Source organism: Agromyces mangrovi (genome assembly GCF_030296695.1).
Lineage (GTDB): Bacteria > Actinomycetota > Actinomycetes > Actinomycetales > Microbacteriaceae > Agromyces > Agromyces mangrovi.
The window spans coordinates 1,474,283-1,492,700 of record NZ_AP027737.1 but is presented as its reverse complement, the minus strand read 5'-3'; the positions used below and the strand labels follow the sequence as shown (position 1 = coordinate 1,492,700).

At 72.1% G+C, this 18,418-nt stretch carries 17 protein-coding genes and 1 pseudogene; 9 read left to right on the top strand and 9 right to left on the bottom strand.

What is annotated here, in order from left to right:
• Positions 1 to 5 precede the first annotated feature (5 nt).
• A complete protein-coding gene (gene clpS, locus QUE38_RS07065; RefSeq protein WP_286311064.1) occupies positions 6 to 302 on the top strand; it encodes an ATP-dependent Clp protease adapter ClpS in 297 nt (98 codons plus the stop codon).
• Entirely contained in the window at positions 299 to 808 is a 510-nt protein-coding gene (locus QUE38_RS07060) for a DUF2017 family protein (RefSeq protein ID WP_286311062.1), read from the top strand. Before clpS ends, QUE38_RS07060 begins: the two co-directional genes overlap by 4 nt.
• A 3-nt stretch (positions 809 to 811) precedes the next feature.
• On the opposite strand, the gene QUE38_RS07055 is transcribed toward QUE38_RS07060, so the two are convergent.
• The 3 genes from QUE38_RS07055 to QUE38_RS07045 all read right to left on the bottom strand — a co-directional run bounded on the left by QUE38_RS07055 (position 812) and on the right by QUE38_RS07045 (position 3,937).
• A complete protein-coding gene (locus tag QUE38_RS07055; protein ID WP_286311060.1) occupies positions 812 to 3,052 on the bottom strand; it encodes a heavy metal translocating P-type ATPase in 2,241 nt (746 codons plus the stop codon).
• A 29-nt stretch (positions 3,053 to 3,081) separates the two neighbouring features.
• A complete protein-coding gene (locus QUE38_RS07050) occupies positions 3,082 to 3,444 on the bottom strand; it encodes a heavy-metal-associated domain-containing protein (protein ID WP_286311058.1) in 363 nt (120 codons plus the stop codon).
• A gap of 97 nt (positions 3,445 to 3,541) precedes the next feature.
• Positions 3,542 to 3,937, bottom strand: a complete 396-nt coding sequence (locus QUE38_RS07045) for an SHOCT domain-containing protein (RefSeq protein ID WP_433996954.1) — start codon at positions 3,935 to 3,937, stop codon at positions 3,542 to 3,544.
• A gap of 146 nt (positions 3,938 to 4,083) precedes the next feature.
• On the opposite strand from QUE38_RS07045, the gene QUE38_RS07040 reads away from it, so the two are divergent.
• The 3 genes from QUE38_RS07040 (at position 4,084) to QUE38_RS07030 (ending at position 6,580) form a co-directional block, all read left to right on the top strand.
• Entirely contained in the window at positions 4,084 to 4,755 is a 672-nt protein-coding gene (locus QUE38_RS07040) for a GAP family protein (protein ID WP_286311054.1), read from the top strand.
• A gap of 71 nt (positions 4,756 to 4,826) precedes the next feature.
• Positions 4,827 to 6,014, top strand: coding sequence for an AI-2E family transporter (locus tag QUE38_RS07035; RefSeq protein WP_286311051.1), 1,188 nt, complete (start codon positions 4,827 to 4,829; stop codon positions 6,012 to 6,014).
• A gap of 56 nt (positions 6,015 to 6,070) precedes the next feature.
• Positions 6,071 to 6,580 (top strand): hypothetical protein, encoded by a 510-nt coding sequence (locus tag QUE38_RS07030; RefSeq protein ID WP_286311047.1) that lies wholly within the window; start codon positions 6,071 to 6,073, stop codon positions 6,578 to 6,580.
• A gap of 10 nt (positions 6,581 to 6,590) precedes the next feature.
• Here QUE38_RS07030 and QUE38_RS07025 read toward each other — a convergent pair whose 3' ends face one another.
• Both QUE38_RS07025 and QUE38_RS07020 read right to left on the bottom strand, forming a co-directional pair.
• Positions 6,591 to 7,028: a nitroreductase family deazaflavin-dependent oxidoreductase gene (locus QUE38_RS07025; RefSeq protein ID WP_286311044.1), complete on the bottom strand. Its 438-nt coding sequence runs from the start codon at positions 7,026 to 7,028 to the stop codon at positions 6,591 to 6,593.
• Positions 7,029 to 7,093: 65 nt separating this feature from the next.
• Complete coding sequence (locus QUE38_RS07020; protein WP_286311041.1) at positions 7,094 to 8,269, bottom strand: aspartate aminotransferase family protein; 1,176 nt, start codon at positions 8,267 to 8,269, stop codon at positions 7,094 to 7,096.
• A gap of 309 nt (positions 8,270 to 8,578) precedes the next feature.
• Between QUE38_RS07020 and QUE38_RS07015 the strand changes: the two genes are divergently transcribed.
• Entirely contained in the window at positions 8,579 to 10,744 is a 2,166-nt protein-coding gene (locus QUE38_RS07015) for an ATP-dependent Clp protease ATP-binding subunit (RefSeq protein WP_286311701.1), read from the top strand.
• Between the two features lie 110 nt (positions 10,745 to 10,854).
• Positions 10,855 to 11,322: an aromatic ring-opening dioxygenase LigA gene (locus QUE38_RS07010; RefSeq protein WP_286311038.1), complete on the top strand. Its 468-nt coding sequence runs from the start codon at positions 10,855 to 10,857 to the stop codon at positions 11,320 to 11,322.
• Positions 11,323 to 11,385: 63 nt separating this feature from the next.
• On the opposite strand, the gene QUE38_RS07005 is transcribed toward QUE38_RS07010, so the two are convergent.
• The 4 genes from QUE38_RS07005 to QUE38_RS06990 form a co-directional block, all read right to left on the bottom strand.
• Positions 11,386 to 11,976 (bottom strand): nitroreductase family protein, encoded by a 591-nt coding sequence (locus QUE38_RS07005; protein ID WP_286311036.1) that lies wholly within the window; start codon positions 11,974 to 11,976, stop codon positions 11,386 to 11,388.
• A gap of 114 nt (positions 11,977 to 12,090) precedes the next feature.
• Positions 12,091 to 12,447 carry a hypothetical protein gene (locus QUE38_RS07000; RefSeq protein WP_286311034.1) on the bottom strand — a complete coding sequence of 119 codons (357 nt, stop codon included), beginning with the start codon at positions 12,445 to 12,447 and terminating at the stop codon, positions 12,091 to 12,093.
• Between the two features lie 228 nt (positions 12,448 to 12,675).
• Complete coding sequence (locus QUE38_RS06995) at positions 12,676 to 13,773, bottom strand: threonine aldolase family protein (protein ID WP_286311032.1); 1,098 nt, start codon at positions 13,771 to 13,773, stop codon at positions 12,676 to 12,678.
• Positions 13,774 to 13,828: 55 nt separating this feature from the next.
• A complete protein-coding gene (locus QUE38_RS06990) occupies positions 13,829 to 14,845 on the bottom strand; it encodes a LacI family DNA-binding transcriptional regulator (RefSeq protein WP_286311029.1) in 1,017 nt (338 codons plus the stop codon).
• 177 nt (positions 14,846 to 15,022) lie between these two features.
• Between QUE38_RS06990 and QUE38_RS06985 the strand changes: the two are divergent.
• Both QUE38_RS06985 and QUE38_RS06980 read left to right on the top strand, forming a co-directional pair.
• Positions 15,023 to 17,026: pseudogene (locus tag QUE38_RS06985) on the top strand (beta-galactosidase); the annotation flags it as partial.
• Positions 17,027 to 17,177: 151 nt separating this feature from the next.
• Positions 17,178 to 18,410, top strand: coding sequence for a sugar ABC transporter substrate-binding protein (locus tag QUE38_RS06980; protein WP_286311027.1), 1,233 nt, complete (start codon positions 17,178 to 17,180; stop codon positions 18,408 to 18,410).
• The last annotated feature ends 8 nt before the right edge of the window (positions 18,411 to 18,418 follow it).

Sequence of the window (18,418 nt, the reverse complement as noted above, 5' to 3'; positions counted from 1 at the left end):
GAAGCATGGCGCAGACGATCGAGCGACCCGACGTGCGGGAGGCGACGGACGAGGCATCCGTCACCGCCGTGCCGTGGGTCACGATCGTCTGGGACGACCCGGTCAACCTCATGACCTACGTCGCGTACGTGTTCCGCAGCTACTTCGGCTTCCCCAAGCACCGGGCCGAGCAACTCATGCTGCGCGTGCACAACGAGGGGCGCGCGGTGGTCGCGACCGGCGACCGCGAGACCATGGAGCGGCACGTCGCCGCGATGCACGGCTACGGCCTGCAGGCCACGCTTCGGAGGGCCGACGAGTGATCGTCTCGGCGGCGCAGGCGCTCGGCGGGGTGCGGATCGTGCTCGAGAGCGAGGAGGCGATGCTGCTGGCCGAGTTCGCCGGGCAGGTCGTCACGGTGCTCGAGCAGGACGCGCACACCGACCCGGCGCTCGACCGGCTGTTCCCCGACGCGTACGTCGACGACGACGCCGCGTCCGACGACTTCCGCCGCTACACCCGGGAGGACCTCGCGCAGTCGAAGCGCGACGCCGCCGCGGCGGTGCGCGACGCGACGAGCACCGAGGAGGACCGTGGCATCGTCGACATCGAGCTCGACCAGGCCGCGTCGTGGGGGTGGCTGACCTTCCTCACCGACCTCCGGCTGATCCTGGCCGAGCGCACCGGCATCCTCGCCGACGAACCCGACGACGACCCCGTCACCGAGCCGATCACCGAGCGCGACGGCTACATGCGCGCCGCGTACGAGTGGGTCGGGTTCGTGCAGGGGTCGATGCTCGAGGTGCTCGACCCGACGAACGAGCGCTGAGGCTCAGGCGCCCGGCCGGAACCCGCGCAGCCGCAGGCTGTTGCCCACGACGAACACGCTCGACGCGGCCATCGCCGCGCCCGCGACGAGCGGGTTCAGCAGCCCGAGCATCGCGATCGGGATCGCCGCGGCGTTGTACGCGAACGCCCAGAACAGGTTGCCGCGGATGATGCCGAGCGTGCGGCGAGACAGCCGCACGGCGTCGGCGACGACCCGCAGGTCGCCCGACACGACGGTGAGGTCGGAGGCCGCCATCGCCGCATCCGTGCCCTGCCCCATGGCGATGCCGAGGTCGGATGCCGCGAGCGCGGCCTGGTCGTTGACGCCGTCGCCGACCATCGCGACCGTGCGGCCGGCGGCCTGCAGTTCGCGCACGACGGCGAGCTTGCCCTCGGGCGTGACGCCGGCGTGCACGTCGTCGATGCCGAGCGCGCGCGCGACCGCACCCGCCGCCCCGGCGTTGTCGCCGGTCAGCAGCACGGGCGAGAGCCCGAGGTCGCGGAACCGCTGGACGGCGTCGCGCGCGCTCGGCTTCAGCGTGTCGGCGACCGCGATGATGCCGCGAGCGCGTCCGTCCCACGCCACCGCGACGACGGTCGCTCCGTCGGCCTCGGCGCGGCGCGCCTGCTCGGCCAGGTCGTCGGGCAGCTCGATCGCCCACGCCTCGGCGAGCCACGCGGCGCGCCCGACGGAGGTCAGGCGGCCGCCGACGACCGCCTGGACGCCGAGGCCCGCGTGGGCGAGGAACTGCTCGGCCCGCTCGGTGCGCGGGGCGGCCTCGACCACGGCACGGGCGATCGGATGCTCCGAGCCGGCCTCCGCGGCGGCCGCGAGCGCGAGCACGTCGTCGGCGTCCTCGCCGGCTGCGGGGAGCACCTGCTGCACCCGCATCCGACCGGTGGTCACCGTGCCGGTCTTGTCGAGCACGATCGTGTCGACCGTGCGGGTCTGCTCGAGCACCTGCGGCCCGCGGATGAGGATGCCGAGCTGGGCGCCGCGACCGGTGCCGACGAGCAGCGCGGTCGGGGTGGCGAGCCCGAGGGCGCACGGGCACGCGATGATGAGCGTCGCGACGGCCGCGCCGAACGCCTGCTCGGGCGTGCCGCCGACGAGCAGCCACCCGGCCAGGGCGACGAGCGCGAGCCCGATCACGACCGGCACGAACACCGTCGAGATGCGGTCGGCGAGGCGCTGCACGGGCGCTTTGCCGGTCTGCGCCTCCTCGAGCAGGCGGCCGAGCCGCGCGAGCTCGGTGTCGGCGCCGACGCGCGTGATCTCGACGACCAGCACGCCGCCGGCGTTGAGCGTGGCGCCCGTCACCCGGTCACCGGGGCCGACCTCGACCGGCACCGACTCGCCGGTGAGCATGCTGCGGTCGACGGCGGATGCCCCCTCGACGACGAGCCCGTCGGAGGCGATCTTCTCGCCGGGGCGCACCAGCACGCGGTCGCCCGGCACGAGGTCGCGCACGGGCACGCGTCGCTCGGCGCCGTCGACGAGCTGCGTGGCATCCGTCGCCCCGAGCTCGAGCAGCGCGCGCAGTGCGGCACCGGAGGCGCGCTTCGCGCGGGCCTCGATGTACCGACCCGCGAGGAGGAACACCGTGACCGCCGCCGCGACCTCGAGGTAGAGCTCGTCGTGGCCGCCCGGCGCAGGCCCGATCAGGCGGAACGTCATGTGCATGCCCGGTTCCCCGGCGTCGCCGAGGAGCAGCGCCCAGAGCGACCAGCCGAACGCGGCGAGCACGCCCATGCTGATGAGCGTGTCCATGGTGACCGCGCCGTGGCGGGCGTTGACCGCGGCGGCGCGGTGGAACGGCCAGGCGCCCCACGTCGCCACCGGGATCGTCAGCGCGAGTGCCACCCACTGCCAGTACGTGAACTGCAGGGCGGGCACCATCGAGAGCACGACGACGGGGGCGGCCAGCGCTGCGCTCGCGATGAGGCGTCGGCGCAGCGGCCCGAGCTCGTCGGCGGACTCGCCGGGCTCGGGCTCGGGTTCGGGCACGCTCGCGCCGTAGCCGGCCGCAGCGACGACCTCGACCAGCGCGTCGGGGCCGACGTTCGCCGGGGCGCGCACGTGCGCCTTCTCGGTCGCGTAGTTGACGGATGCCTCGACGCCCGGCATCTTCCCGAGCTTGCGTTCGATGCGCATCGCGCACGACGCGCAGGTCATGCCGGTGATGTCGAGTTCGACGTCGACGAGGGCCGGGCCGGAGCCCGGAGTGGAGGCGGTGGTGCTCATGCGGGTGGGTGCCCGGTGCGCGGGGCGGCTCAGGCGCCGGCCGCGAGCCGGTAGCCGGCGTCCTCGACGGCCGCGCGCACGTCGTGCGCGGCGAGAGGCGCCGACGAGGCGACCGTGACGCGCGAGGCGCCCTCGGGGCGCAGGTCGACCGACACCTGCTCGACGCCGGCGATCTCGGAGAGCTCCTCGGTGACGCTCGACACGCAGTGGCCGCAGGTCATGCCCTCGACGAGGAACTCGGCGGTCGCGACGCCGCTCGCGCTCGCGCCTGCCGACGCGCTCGAGCCGTGCCCGCAGGCGCAGCCGCCGCCACCGCAGCATCCGCCGCCCGATGCGGGGGAGGATGCGTCGGAGGAGACGAGGGGGAGTTCGGTGCGGGTGGTCTCGGTCATGGCTGCCTTCCGGATCGCGGTGCGGACGCGCACCACTATACCCCAGTAGGGTATCCGAGCGAGCCGTCCGGGCGAGCCGACCGAGGCGTCCGAGACGTCAGCCCTCGCCGAGCGTGCGCACCTTGATCGACTCGTACTCCTCGGGGGTGAGCGTGCCCGCGTCGAGCATCGACTTCGCCTTGGCGATCTCATCCGACGGCGACGGCGGTGCGGCCACGTGCGGCGAGTACTCCGCCTGACGCGGCGCGGTCGCCCGTCGCGCGGCGGCCCGGCGCTCGGCCATGCCGTGCCCGCGCGCGATCACGTAGACCAGGCCCGTAAGGAACGGCACGAACACGAGGAAGACCATCCACACGGCCTTCCACCAGCCGTTCAGCGAGTGGTCGCTGAACAGGTCGCCCAGCACCGCCACCAGCACGAACAGGTACGCGACGAACACGAACGCCGCCAGGAGGAAGCTCACGAGCGCCCAGAATCCGTAGTCCACGTGCATTCCTCCATCGGTCGACGTGCTCCACAACCTACTCTCCGGGGGCGGGCGACCGGTAGGGCGCCGTGCGTCGGGGTCGACAGGCCGTCCCGGCCGCGCCACGATGGAACCACCGTCGGCACCGGGTCGGCGCGAGACGGGAGCCTGGCGTGGCCGCAGTGATCGGAGCCATACTGCCGCTCGCCGTCGGCATCGCGATCAGTCCGATACCGATCGTCGCGGCGATCCTCATGCTGCTGTCGCCGAAGGCGAAGGGTGCGAGCGTCGGCTTCCTCGTCGGCTGGATCGTCGGCATCGCCCTCGCGACGACCGTCTTCACCCTGCTCTCCGCCGCACTGCCCGAGGGCGACGCGGATGCCTCGCGGCCGGTCACCGCCGTCGTGCAGATCGTGCTCGCGGTGGCGCTGCTGCTGCTCGCACTGCGACAGTGGCGCGGCCGCCCGGTCGAGGGCGAGGAGCCCGACCTGCCGAAGTGGATGGGCGCGATCGACCAGATGAACGCGGGCCGCGCCATCGGGCTCGGCGTGCTCCTGTCGGCGGTCAACCCGAAGAACCTGCTGCTCGCGGCCGGCGGCGGCATCGAGATCGGCGGCGCGGGCCTCGACGTCGGCTCCGTCGTCCTGAGCATCGTGGTGTTCACCGTCATCGCCGGGTGCTCGGTCGCGGTGCCGGTGGTCGCCTACCTCGTCGCATCCGATGCCATGACGGCGCCGCTCGGGCGCCTGCGCGAATGGCTCGTGCAGCACAACGCGTCGATCATGGCGGTGCTGCTGCTCGTGCTCGCGGTCGTGCTGCTCGGCAAGGGGCTGGGCAACTTCTAGCCGCGTCGTCCGGCGCTCCCCGTGACGCGGGTCGGTCGGGGCGTCGCGACCGGGCCCGCTATCGTCGATCCATGGTTGCCGCAGCGGAGAGCGCCCGCCCCGAACCCGCCCCCGCACGGTCGACGAGCCCGATCCTCGTCGCGGCCGCCGCCGTCGTCGTGCTGGCGGGCGTCTCGTTCGCTCGCGAGATCGCCGCGCCCCTCGCGCTCGCCGCGGTGATCGTGATCATCGTGCACCCGATCCGCCGCCCGCTCGAGCGGCGCGGCTGGTCGCGCTGGGCCGCCACGACGGTCGTCATCGTGGTCGCCTACCTGATCCTCGCCGCCCTCGCGGCCATGCTCGCCTTCGCGGGCATCCGCTTCGGGGCGCTCGTCGTCGACTACTTCTCGGAGCTGAGCGACACCACGCAGGACGTGATCGCGTGGCTGTCGTCGCTCGGGCTCGAGGAGCAGGCGGCCGACACCGTGGCATCCGTGCTCGACCCGTCGTTCCTCTTCGGCGTCGCCGAGACCGTCTCGGGCTGGGTGCTCGGCATCTTGACGGCGTTCTTCTTCGTGCTCGCGTACGTCATCTTCATGGCGGCGGATGCTGCGCACTACCGCGACGCGCACCAGGCGTTCCGCGGGCTGCGCGATGCCACGCTCGACCGGTTCGAGCGCTACGCCTCGAACGTGCGCCGCTACTTCGTGGTGAACGCGAGCTTCGGCGCCGTGGTCGCGATCATCGACGGCATCGCGCTCTGGGCCGTTGGCGTGCCGGCGCCGACGGTGTGGGCGATCCTCGCGTTCGTGACGAACTTCATCCCGAACATCGGGTTCGTGCTGGGACTCGTGCCGCCCGCGATCCTCGCGCTGGTCGTCGGCGGCTGGCCGCTCATGCTCGCGGTCATCGCGATCTACAGCGTCGTGAACGTGGTGCTGCAGGTGCTCGTGCAGCCGAAGTTCGTCGCCGACGCGGTGAGCCTGTCGCTCACGCTGAGCTTCTTCTCGGTCGTGTTCTGGACCTTCGTGATCGGCCCGCTCGGCGCCATCCTCGCGATCCCGCTGACGCTGCTCGCCCGCGCGCTGCTGCTCGAGGGCGACCCGCGCAACGGCTGGGCCCGATGGCTGTCGGGCGATCGCGACGCGGTCGAGGCGGATGTCGCCGGCGAGCCGCCGCCCGACGAGTCGGAACCGGAGTCGGAACCGGAGTCGGAACCGGAGTCGGAACCGGAACCGGAACCGGTCGCCGAGGCCGGCGACGACCCGGAGCGACCGTGACCGAGCACGGGCGGCTTTCCCGCGGACCGCGTCGTGGCCGGCCCGACCGCCGCGCCATGGAGGAGTTCGACGACGACGAGCGGCGCGCGATCACCGCGTACCTGAAGGAGCGCGTCTACGCGACCTTCACGGGGCTCGCGATCACCCTCGTGCTGCTCGGCGAGTTCGACCACATCGAGCCCGGCCGCGCGTTCGGCACGCTCGCCCTCGGCGTGCTGGGCATCACGATCGCCGGGCTCCTCGCCGACATCGTCGCGCACGTCTCGGTGCACGGCGCGCTGCCGAGCCGGCTCGAGTTCCGGCTCGAGCTGCGCATCGCATCGGGCGCGCTCGGTACCGCGGTGCTGCCGCTGCTGCTGATCGCCGCGGCCTGGCTCGGCTGGCTCGACCTGCACGACGCGCTGCGCATCGACTCGTTCATCTACCTCGCGACGCTCGGGCTGATCGGCTACCTCGCGGTGCGCCGCTCCACCCTGAAGCCGTGGGCGAAGCTCGTCGCGCTCTCGGTGTTCGTCGTCTTCGGCGGGGTCGTGATCGGAATCCAGATCCTCGCCCACGGCGGCTGACGCCGGACGGCTACTCGGTGGGCGTGAGCACGAACACCGGGATCTGCCGGTCGGTGCGCGTCTGGTACGCGTCGTAGTCGGGCCAGACCTCGGCCGCGCGCGCCCACCAGGTCTCGCGCTCGTCGTCGGTGACCTCGCGTGCGGTGTAGTCGCGCTTGACCGCGCCGTCCTGCAGCTCGACCAGCGGGTGCGCCTTGAGGTTCCAGTACCAGACCGGATGCTTCGGGTCGCCGCCCTTCGACGCCACCACGGCGTACTCGCCGGCGTGCTCGACGCGCATCAGCGCGGTCTTGCGGAGCTTGCCGGTCTTCGCGCCCTTCGAGGTGAGCACGATCACGGGTACCCCGCGCATGGTGCCGGCCTCCTGGCCGTCGGTGGCCTCGTAGGTCTCGGCCTGCGTGCGGGCCCACTCGGCGGTGCTGGGTGCGTACTCTCCGGTCAACGGCATCGGGGCGTCCTCCTGTAGCTCGGTTCGTCGTCTGGCAACCGCGTCACGCCCGCTCGCATTCCCGATCAGGCGGTGGCCTCGCCGAGTGCGCGGTCGAGGATCTCGAGGCCGAGCGCGAGCTCGTCCTCGGTGCTGGTGAGCGGCGGGGCGATGCGGAACGTGCCGCCCATGCCGGGCAGCTGCACGACGTTCATGTGCAGGCCGAGCGCGAAGCATCGGCGGGTGACGTCGGCGCCCAGCGCGTCGGCCCCCTGCTTCGTCTCCCGGTCGGCCACGAGTTCGAGCCCCTGCAGCAGCCCGCGGCCGCGCACGTCGCCGACGACCTCGTGGCGGCGCTGCAGCTCGAGCAGGCCCTCGCGCAGCACGCCGCCGAGGTGCGTCGCGCGCTCGTCCATGTGCTCGCGGTCGAGCACGTCGAACACGGTGTTGCCCACAGCGGCGACGAGTGGGTCGTTCACGTGGGTGGTGAAGAACAGGTAGCCGCGCTCGTGGGCGACGCGCTCGATCTCGTCGCTGGTCACGACCGCCGCGAGCGGGAGCCCGGCGCCGAGGGTCTTCGAGAGGGTGAGGATGTCGGGCACGACGCCGTCTCGCTCGAACGCGTACCAGGTACCGGTGCGGCAGAGCCCGGTCTGCGCCTCGTCGAGGATGAGCAGCATGCCGCGCTCGCGGCACTTCTGCGCGAGGGCGGCGAAGTAGCCGGGCGGCGGCTCGATCACGCCGCCGGAGCTCAGGATCGGCTCGACCAGGCACGCCGCGAGCGAACCCGTCGACTGCGCGTCGACGAGGTCGAACGCGAGGTCGAGCTGGCGGCGCCAGTCGAGCTCGCCGCCGGCGCCGACGATGTCGGGGCGGTACGAGTCGGGGGTCGGAATGGCGATGTTGCCGGGTGCGACGGGGCCGTAGCCCGTGCGCCCCGAGCTGTAGGTCGCGGCCGCGGCGGCGCCCGTCATGCCGTGCCAGGAGCGCGCGAACGAGACGATCTCGTGCTTGCCGGTGACGAGCTTCGCCATGCGCACGGCGGCCTCGTTCGACTCGGCGCCGGTGGTGAGCAGCAGCACGCGCTCGAGCGGGTCGGGCAGCGACGCGGCGATGCGCTCCGACAGCTCGATCACCGGTCGCGAGAGCATGCCGCTGAACAGGTGGTCGAGCGTCGCGACCTGGCGCTGCACGGTCGCGACGATCTCGGGGTGCGAGTGGCCGAGGATGGCGCTCATCTGGCCGGACGTGAAGTCGAGCACCCGGCGACCCGATTCGGTGAAGACGAAGCTGCCCTCGGCGCGGGCGATGAGCTCGGGGTGAAGCTGCCGCCGAAGCGGACGAGGTGGCGCTGCAGCGCGGGGTCGAGGCGTGCCGGCGTGAGAGCGCCCGTCGCGGTGTCGGTCATGGCACGACGATACGACGCGGCACGTTTCGCGGTCGTGACGTGCAGCTCAGGGGCATCCGCTCGCCCGCAGGCACTTCACAGCCTCGCGACGTGCGCCCGCGTGCAAAGTTGAGTAGACTCGACTCAAGTTTAGAACCAGTGAAAGGGAACCCCAGTGGCGAACATGCAGGGCGCGCCGAGCTCGCAGGACGAGCAGCAGTCGGCGCTCGAACAGTTCGGCGTGAACCTGACGGCCATCGCGAAGAGCGGCAAGCTCGACCCGGTGATCGGCCGCGACGCCGAGATCCGTCGGGTCAGCCAGGTGCTGACCCGGCGCACCAAGAACAACCCGGTGCTCATCGGCGAGCCCGGCGTCGGCAAGACCGCGGTCGTCGAGGGACTCGCGCAGCGCATCGTCGCGGGCGACGTCGCCGACTCGCTGAAGGACAAGGAGCTCGTCTCGCTCGACATCTCGGCGCTCGTCGCCGGCGCAATGTACCGCGGGCAGTTCGAGGAGCGCCTGAAGTCAGTGCTCAAGGAGATCAACGAGGCCGAGGGTCGCATCATCACGTTCGTCGACGAGCTGCACCTGCTCATGGGCGCGGGCGGCGGCGAGGGTTCGGTCGCGGCCTCGAACATGCTGAAGCCCATGCTCGCGCGCGGCGAGCTGCGCCTCATCGGCGCGACCACGCTCGACGAGTACCGCGAGTACATCGAGAAGGACGCCGCGCTCGAGCGGCGCTTCCAGCAGGTGTACGTCGGCGAGCCGAGCGTCGAGGACACGGTGGCGATCCTGCGCGGGTTGAAGGGCCGGTACGAGGCGCACCACGGCGTCACGATCACCGATGCCGCGCTGGTCGCGGCCGCATCCCTCTCGAACCGCTACATCTCGGCACGCCAGCTGCCCGACAAGGCCATCGACCTCGTCGACGAGGCGATGAGCCGGCTGAAGATGGAGATCGAGTCGTCGCCCGTCGAGATCGACGAGCTGCAGCGCCAGGTCGATCGCATGAAGCTCGAGGAGCTCGCCCTCAAGAAGGAGAAGGACGACGCCTCGAAGGAGCGGCTCGCGTCGCTGCGGGAGACCCTCGCGACCCAGGAGCGCGAGCTCGCGACCCTGCGCGAGCGCTGGGACCGCGAGCGGATGAGCCTCAACCGCGTCGGCGACCTGAAGAAGGCGCTCGACGAGGCGCGCACCGAGCGCGACCTCGCCATGCGCGCGGCCGACTACGCCAAGGCGTCGAAGCTCGAGTACGAGACGATCGCGCGCCTCGAGCGCGACCTGGTCGAGGCCGAGCGCGCCGAGGAGGCGCCCGACGAGCCCCGCATGGTCAACGAGCAGGTCACCGACGAGGACATCGCCGCCGTGATCGCCGCGTGGACGGGCATCCCCGTCGGCCGCCTGCTGCAGGGCGAGACCGAGAAGCTGCTGGCGCTCGAGACCGAACTCGGCCGCCGCCTCATCGGCCAGAAGACGGCGGTCGGCGCGGTCGCCGACGCGGTGCGCCGCTCGCGCGCCGGCATCAGCGACCCGAACCGCCCGACCGGCTCGTTCCTGTTCCTCGGGCCGACCGGCGTCGGCAAGACCGAGCTCGCCAAGGCGCTCGCCGAGTTCCTCTTCGACGACGAGCACGCCATGGTGCGCATCGACATGTCCGAGTACGGCGAGAAGTTCTCGGTGTCGCGCCTCGTCGGCGCACCTCCCGGGTACGTCGGCTACGAGCAGGGCGGCCAGCTGACCGAGGCGGTGCGGCGCCGGCCGTACAGCGTGATCCTGCTCGACGAGGTCGAGAAGGCGCATCCCGAGGTCTTCGACGTGCTGCTCCAGGTGCTCGACGACGGTCGCCTGACCGACGGGCAGGGGCGCACGGTCGACTTCCGCAACACGATCCTGATCCTCACGTCGAACCTCGGCTCGCAGTTCCTCGTCGACCCCGCGCTGTCGTGGGACGACAAGGAGCGCGCGGTGCGCGAGACGGTGCGGCAGGCGTTCAAGCCCGAGTTCGTGAACCGGCTCGACGACATCGTCGTGTTCTTGGCGCTCTCCGAACAGGAGCTCGGCGAGATCGTGAACCTCTCGGTCGACCGCCTCGAGCGGCGCCTGCACGAGCGGCGGCTCGAGCTCGGCGTCACGCCCGACGCGCGCGCCTGGCTCGCCGAACGCGGCTACGACCCGATCTACGGGGCCAGGCCGCTGCGCCGCCTCATGCAGCACGAGATCGACGACCGCCTCGCGCGGGCGCTGCTCTCGGGCGAGGTGCGCGACGGCGACACGGTGCGGGTCGAGCTGGCCGACGACGGCGAGGGGCTCGTGGTCGCGCGGGCCGAGGCGGCCGAGCCCGCGGCCTAGGTCGATCGGCGGAGGCCGGGGTCCGACTCGCGGCACCCGGCCTCTTCCCAACCGACGTTCAGGTTCGCTATGGTCGGCCCTGTCAGGGGCGTCGAACGAGGGGAATCGCCATGGCCGAGACAGGGACCAACACGATCGCACTCACCGGCGGACAGACCACCGCCGTCAAGATCTTCGGATGGCTCGGGGTCGTGGGCGGCGCGCTGCTCATCATCGTGGGCATCGTCGCGTGGATCGCGGTGTCGAACCAGCTCCGCGCCGAGAACATCATCGTGCCCGACGACGCCATGGCGTTCCAGGGCCAGCAGGTCGCCGGGCCGCTCACCGCGTTCGTGCAGGCCGACATCATCAACACCCACTCCCTGGAGGCGAGCGGCGGAGCGACCTATGCCGAGCTCGACCAGGAGGACCCGGTGCGCGCGGTCATGATGAACGCGTCGTTCCTGCGGGCGTCGCTGTTCACGTCGGTCGTGTCGTTCGGCGTCGCGCTGTTCGCGGCCGGCGTCGGCGTGATGTTCCTGCTCTACGGCATCGCGCTGCTGATGCTCGCGCCGTCGCGCAGGACCGCCGCAGCGTGACGAGCGGATGCCCCGCCGGGGCGGCACGCCCTCGCTGAGCGCGGCCGGCCCCGGGGCATCCGATCAGTCGCGGTGCAGCACGATCTCGTCGAGCGGCATGCGCCGGCGCGGGGCGACCTCGCGCTCGCGCAGCCGCTCGGGGAGCGCGTCGGGGCTCGCGAGCACGCCGATCGCGATGATCGACACCGGCTCGAACCGCTCGTCGAGGCCGAACGCACGGCGCACGGTGTCGCGGTCGAAGCCGCCCATCTGGTGCGTGTGCAGCCCGTCGTGGTGCGCCTGCGCGGCGAGGTAGGCGACCGACTGGCCGAGGTCGTAGTGGCCCCAGGGGCGCGGGGTGCCGTCGAGGTCGGCGGTCTCTGCGACGTTCACGACGAGCGCGGCGGCCTTGTCGGCCCAGACGCGGTTGCCGTCGGCGAGCGCGGCGTGGACCTGCTCGAACGTGCGGGTGCCGCGGCGGCCGACGATGAACCGCCAGGGCTGCGAGTTGCTGGCCGAGGGCGCCCAGCGGGCCGCCTCGAGTGCGGCGTCGAGGGCGTGCGCGTCGATGGTCGCGTCGGCGTCGAAGGAGCGCGGGCTCCAGCGCTCGGCGAGCACGTCGAGTAGGGGTGCGTCGGTGGTCGCGGTGCGGGTGTGCGTGGTCGCGTCGGTCATGGGGGCCCTCCGGATGGTGCTGGTGCGGACTGCGCACTGCAGCATCGGAGCGCACGTGGAGCCCGAACGCGCGCGGAGGGCGCGCTATTCCATGACGATGCATGGGGTTTCGCGTCAGGCGGGGAGCCACTCCGCGGCCGAGACGGCGAGCACGGCGGCGACCGAGCCGGCGATGAGCACGCCCAGCAGGGCGGTGAGCGCGCGCACCCGGGTGCGTGCGCGCTCGACGGTCGTGCGCACGACGAGCATGGCGGCGAACACCGCGACCACGCCGATGATGGCGCTGGTGGCGATCACGGGCTGCAGCGTGCCGAGCAGCACCAGCAGCACCACGACGAAGGCCGACACCAGTGCCGCGACGACGATGAGCTGGCGCCCCTCGGGGCCGACCGTGCGGGCCCCGTCCTCTCGCGGGTCGACTCGTCCGCGATCCCCCTCGCGTGCGTCCACCAGTGCGATTCCCGTCGTCATGCGTCGCTCCCCCTCGGCCCCGGATCCGGATCACCGGGGAACCGTCGCCGGGAGACCCCGGGCGACGGTTCGTCCCATCTTCACCGCGGGTCGGATGCCTCGCGCCAGTGCCAGCACGGAGAGCACGTCCGCTCTCAGGAAGCTCGCAGCGCGATGGGTGGACGGATGGCTCGCCGGGCTCATCGTCACTGGACGGACGGCTGCCCGTCGGCCGGCGGTACGCGCCGCTCAGGCGCGCGTGAGCTCCGTGCGGATCGCGGCCACGAACGCGTCGACGTCGTCGGCGAGGGTGTCGAACGCGCACATCCAGCGCACCTCGCCGCGGGCGGCGTCCCAGTCGTAGAACCGGAAGACGTCGCGGAGCCGGTCGGCGACGCCCGTCGGCAGCGTGGCGAAGACGGCGTTCGACTGGGTCGGCTGGCTGAAGTCGAGGCCGGGCAGCTCGCCCGCCGCGACGCCCGCCTCGAGGGCGGCGCGCAGGCGCGTCGCCATGGTGTTCGAGTGGCGCGCGTTGCGCAGCCAGAGGTCGCCCTCGAGCAGCGCGATGAGCTGCGCCGAGACGAAGCGCATCTTCGAGGTCAGCTGCATGTTGAGCTTGCGGAGGTACCGGATCGAGTCGGGCCCGGTCGTGCCCGCCAGCTCGAGCGCGTCGTCGGAGAGCACAACGATCGCCTCGCCGTAGAGCAGGCCGTTCTTCGTGCCGCCGAAGCTCAGCACGTCGACGCCGGCGTCGGTCGTGAAGTCGCGCAGCGGCACGTCGAGGGTCGCGGCGGCGTTCGCGATGCGCGCGCCGTCCATGTGCAGCTTCATGCCGCGCTCGTGCACGTGGTCGGCGATCGCGCGCACCTCGTCGACGGTGTACGCGGTGCCGAGCTCGGTGGTCTGCGTGATCGAGACGACGAGCGGCTGGGCGCGGTGCTCGTCGCCCCAGCCCCACGCCTCGCGGTCGATGAGCTCGGGAGTCAGCTTGCCGTCGGGCGTCGGCACGGGCAGCAGCTTCAGGCCCGCCACGCGCTCGGGCGCCCCGCCCTCGTCGGTGTGGATGTGCGCCGTGCTCGTGCAGACGACCGCGCCCCAGCGGGGCAGCATCGCCTGCAGCCCGGTGACGTTCGCGCCCGTGCCGTTGAACACGGGGAACGCGTGCACGCCCTCGCCGAAGTGCTGGGCGAACACCTCCTGCAGGCGAGTCGTGTAGACGTCCTCGCCGTAGGCGATCTGGTGGCCGTCGTTCGCGTTCGCGATGGCCTGGAGCACCTCGGGGTGCACGCCGGAGTAGTTGTCGGAGGCGAAGCCGCGCAGGGCGGGGTCGTGCAGTCGTGCGGTCACCCGTCCATCCTCGCACCCGGCGGCCTGCCCGCCGCACCGAGGGGCGGGGCGGAGCTCAGGCGCTCTCGCGCACGACCAGTTCGGTGGGCAGCGTGATCGGCTCGCGCGGTGCGCCGCCGATGACGTCGAGCAGCATGTCGACCATCTCCGAGCTGATGCGGTCCCACGGCTGGCGCATGGTCGTGAGCGGCGGGCGGTGCGTGGCCGCGAGTCCCGAGTCGTCGAAGCCGGCGACCGCGACGTCGTCCGGCACCCGCAGGCCGGCCGCGCGGAGGGCGCGCACCGCCCCGGCGGCCATGAGGTCGGATGCGGCGAAGACGGCGTCGATCCCGCGCGTGCGCGCGAGCAGGCGCTCCATCGCGGCGGCGCCCGACTCGAGCCCGTAGTCGCCCTCCTCCACGAGGTCGGCGTCGAAGTCGGCGCCCATCTCCTCCTGGAACCCGACGAGGCGGTACTTGCCGCCCGGGGTGTCGTGCGGGCCGGCGATCATGGCGATGCGCCGGTGGCCCTGCTCGCGCAGGTAGCGGGTCATCGCGCGCGCCGAGCCCGACTCGTCGACCGAGACCGCGGGCGCCTGGCCCACGTGTCCGAGCGGCACGCCGCACGAGACGAGCGGCACCTGGGCGTCGAGCAGCGAGTCGTACAGCGGATCGGCCTCGTGCGAGGAGATGAGGAGCACCCCGTCGACGTGGCCCGACTTGACGTAGTCGGCGACGCGGCTGCGTTCCTCGGGAGTGCCGGCCACGAGCAGCACGAGGGTCATCGAGCGCTGGGCCAGGGCGGCGGCCGCGCCGCGCAGCAGCAGCGCGAAGGTCGGGTCGTCGAACAGCAGGTGCTGCGGTTCGGTGAGCAGGAACGCGACCGAGTCGGCGCGCCCCCGCGCGAGGCTGCGGGCCGCGTGGCTGGCGGTGTACCCGGTGGTGCGGATCGCCTCCTCGACGGCGACGCGCGCCTCGGGCGAGACCCAGTGTCCGCCGTTGATGACGCGTGAGACGGTTCCACGGGAGACGCCGGCCACCGCCGCGACCTCGCGGATGGTGGGCTTGCGCCGAGCGGTCGTCGTGTCATCCACGCCCGTGATCGTACCGCGTCGACGCCGAGCTGTGACCGGTCACGGTTGGGTAACGGTCGGGATGCCCCGACTTGCCGGACGGAGCCCGCAGGGGTAATACTGTGACCGGTCACAGTCGCACGGTCGACGTGACGGGATCGAAGCACGACCGCACCACCCACGACCCGACGGAGCGTCATGACGCAGCACCACCCCTGGCCCGAGCTTCGGGGAATCGCCTACGGCGGCGATTACAACCCCGAGCAGTGGGGGCGCGACGTCTGGCGCGAGGACGTCGCGCTCATGCGCGAGGCCGGCGTCGACCTCGTGAGCGTCGGCATCTTCTCCTGGGCCCTCATCGAGCTCCGCGAGGGCGAGTTCGACTTCGACTGGCTCGACGAGCTCCTCGACCTCCTGCACGCCAACGGCGTCTCGGTCGACCTCGGCACCCCGACCGCCTCCCCGCCCGCGTGGTTCTTCGCCGACCATCCGGATGCGCGCGTGATCACCGCCGACGGCACCGTGATGGGCTTCGGCTCGCGCGGCATGGCCTCCCACTCGTCGCCCGCCTACCGCGAGGCGATCGTGCGCATCGCGGGTGCGCTCGCCGAGCGGTACGCCGACCACCCCGCGGTCGTGATGTGGCACGTGCACAACGAGTACGGCGTGCCCGTGGGCGAGGACTTCTCGCCGCAGTCGGTCGCCGCCTTCCGGGAATGGCTGCGCGAGCGCTACGGCGACCTCGACGGCCTGAACCGCGCGTGGGGCACCGCGTTCTGGGGCCAGCACTACACCGACTGGGCCCACGTGGGTGCGCCCGCGGCGGCCCCCTCGGTGGTCAACCCCGCCCAGCGGCTCGACTTCCACCGGTTCACCGACCACCAGCTCCTGCAGTGCTTCATCGCAGAGCGCGACGCGATCCGCGCCCACGCGTCGCAGCCCGTCACCACCAACTTCATGGCCAACCAGAGCTGGACCACCGACCTCTGGGCCTGGGCGCGCGAGGTCGACATCGTCGCCGACGACCACTACCTGTGGGCCGCCGACCCCGAGGGCGAGATCGGCCTCGCGATCGCCGCCGACCTCTCCCGCTCGCTGGGCGGCGGGGCGCCGTGGATCCTCATGGAGCACTCCACGTCGGCCGTGAACTGGCAGCCCCGCAACATCGCGAAGCGACCCGGCGAGATGGCGCGCAACTCGCTCACCCACCTGGGTCGCGGCGCCGACGCGATCCTGTTCTTCCAGTGGCGCGCATCCCGCTCGGGCGCCGAGAAGTTCCACTCGGCGATGATCCCCCACGCCGGCACCGGCTCGCGGGTCTGGCGCGAGGTCGTCGAGCTCGGCGCGATGCTCGACCGGCTCGACGAGGTGCAGGGCTCGCGCGTGCTCGCAGACGTCGCGATCCTCTGGGACTTCGAGTCGTTCTGGGCGCAGGACCTCGAGTGGCGCCCCTCGGTCGAGCTCGACCACAAGGAGCGCATCCGGGCGTTCTACGAGCCGCTCTGGCGCGCGGGCATCACGATCGACTTCGCACATCCCGGCCAGGACCTCTCGGCGTACAAGCTCGTCATCGCCCCGGCCCAGTACCTGCTCGGCACGGCGGATGCCGCGAACCTCACGCGCTACGTCGAGGCCGGCGGCACCCTGCTCGTGTCGTTCTTCTCGGCGATCGTCGACGAGCACGACGCCGTGCACGAGGGCGGGTTCGGCGCGCCGCTCGAGCCGGCGCTCGGCGTTCGGGTCGAGGAATTCCTGCCCCTCCGGGAGGGTGACGGAGTTACCCTTGAATGGCCGGGCGAGAATGGACTCGCCGCGGACGCCTGGACGGAGGATCTCGTCATGAGCGGCGCCGAGGCCATCGCGACGTACGTGGATGGTCCCGGCGCGGGCAGGCCCGCGGTGACCCGCAACCGGCACGGCGCAGGCACGGGCTGGTACGTCTCCACGCGACTGCACGGCGACGCCCTCGACGTGCTGCTCGGCGCGGTCTACGCGGATGCCGGCATCGAGCCGCCCGCACTCCCCGACGGCGTCGAGGCGATCACCCGTCGAGGCGACGACGCCGACTACCTGGTGCTCGTCAACCATCGGGAGGATGCGGCCGAGCTCGCGGCATCCGGAACCGAACTGCTCACCGGCGCCGAGGCGCCGGGCACCCTGCGTGTGCCGGGCGGCGGCGTCGCCGTCGTCCGCACCGACCGCGGTCGCGAGGGGGTGATCGCCCCGACTCGTGACCCGCGGGACTCCCGCACGACCTTCGCGCCGCGGCATCCGCCCGACGCACCACCACCCGGTCGCAACGCCGCGATTCACAGAGGCACGCGGCGCCGGCCAACTCTGAAGGGAAAGAGGAATGCGAAAGCACATCGGAATGAGCGCACTCGCGCTCGCATCGGTCGCAGTGCTCGCCGGTTGCGCTGGCGGCGGCGACACGAGCGACGAGTCGAGCGAGCCGGTCGACGCCAGCGGCGTCGAGCTCACGGTCTGGGTCGACGAGAACCGCGAGCCCGCGGTCGAGGCCGCAGCAGCGACGTTCGAGGAGGAGACGGGCGCGACCGTCACGCTCGTCCAGAAGAACTTCGAGGACATCCGCAACGACTTCATCACGCAGGTCCCGACCGGTGAGGGCCCCGACATCACGATCGGCGCCCACGACTGGCTGGGTGCGCTCGTGAGCGCGGGTGTCGTGAACACGATCGACCTCGCGGACAAGACCGGCGAGTTCGAGCAGGTCGCGCTGGACGCCATGACCTACGACGGCCAGCTCTACGCGCTGCCCTACTCGCTCGAGGCGATCGCGCTCATCCAGAACGTCGACCTCGTCGGCGAGGAGGCGCCCGCGACGTGGGACGAGATGATCCAGAACGGCATCGACTCGGGTGCCGAGCGTCCGTTCGTGATCAACACGGCCGGCCAGACCGGTGACGGCTACACCATGTACCCGTTCCAGACGTCGTTCGACGCCCCGGTCTTCGTGCAGGACTCCTCGGGCTCGTACACCAACGAGGTCGGCATGGGCGGCGCCAACGGCGATGCGTTCGCGGAGTGGCTCGCGGAGAACGGCGAGTCGGGCACGGGCTACATCTCGACGACCGTCGACTACGCGATCAACAACGAGCTCTTCAACAGCGGCGAGGCCGCCTACACGGTGCAGGGCCCGTGGGCGATCGGCGAGTACCCCGACGTCAACGTCGCGGTCAACCCGGTTCCGCCGGCCGGTGACGGCACCGCGGCGCCGTTCGTCGGCGTGCAGGGCTTCTACCTCAGCTCGCAGAGCGAGAACGCCCTCATCGCGCAGGAGTTCCTCGTGAACTACATCGCGACCGAGGAGGCGCAGCGCGCACTGTACGAGGCGGACCCGCGCATCCCCGCGTGGAGCACGGTCGCCGAGGAGGTCGCGTCCGACCCGATCATCGCCGGGTTCCTCGCGTCGTCGCAGAACGGCGTGCCGATGCCGAGCATCCCCGAGATGGGCTCCGTCTGGGACTTCTGGAACGCCGCACAGGCCCAGATCATCGCCGGTTCCGACCCCGTGCCGACCTGGAACACCATGGTCGGCGACCTCGAGGCCGAGCTCGGCGGCTGAGCCGACCG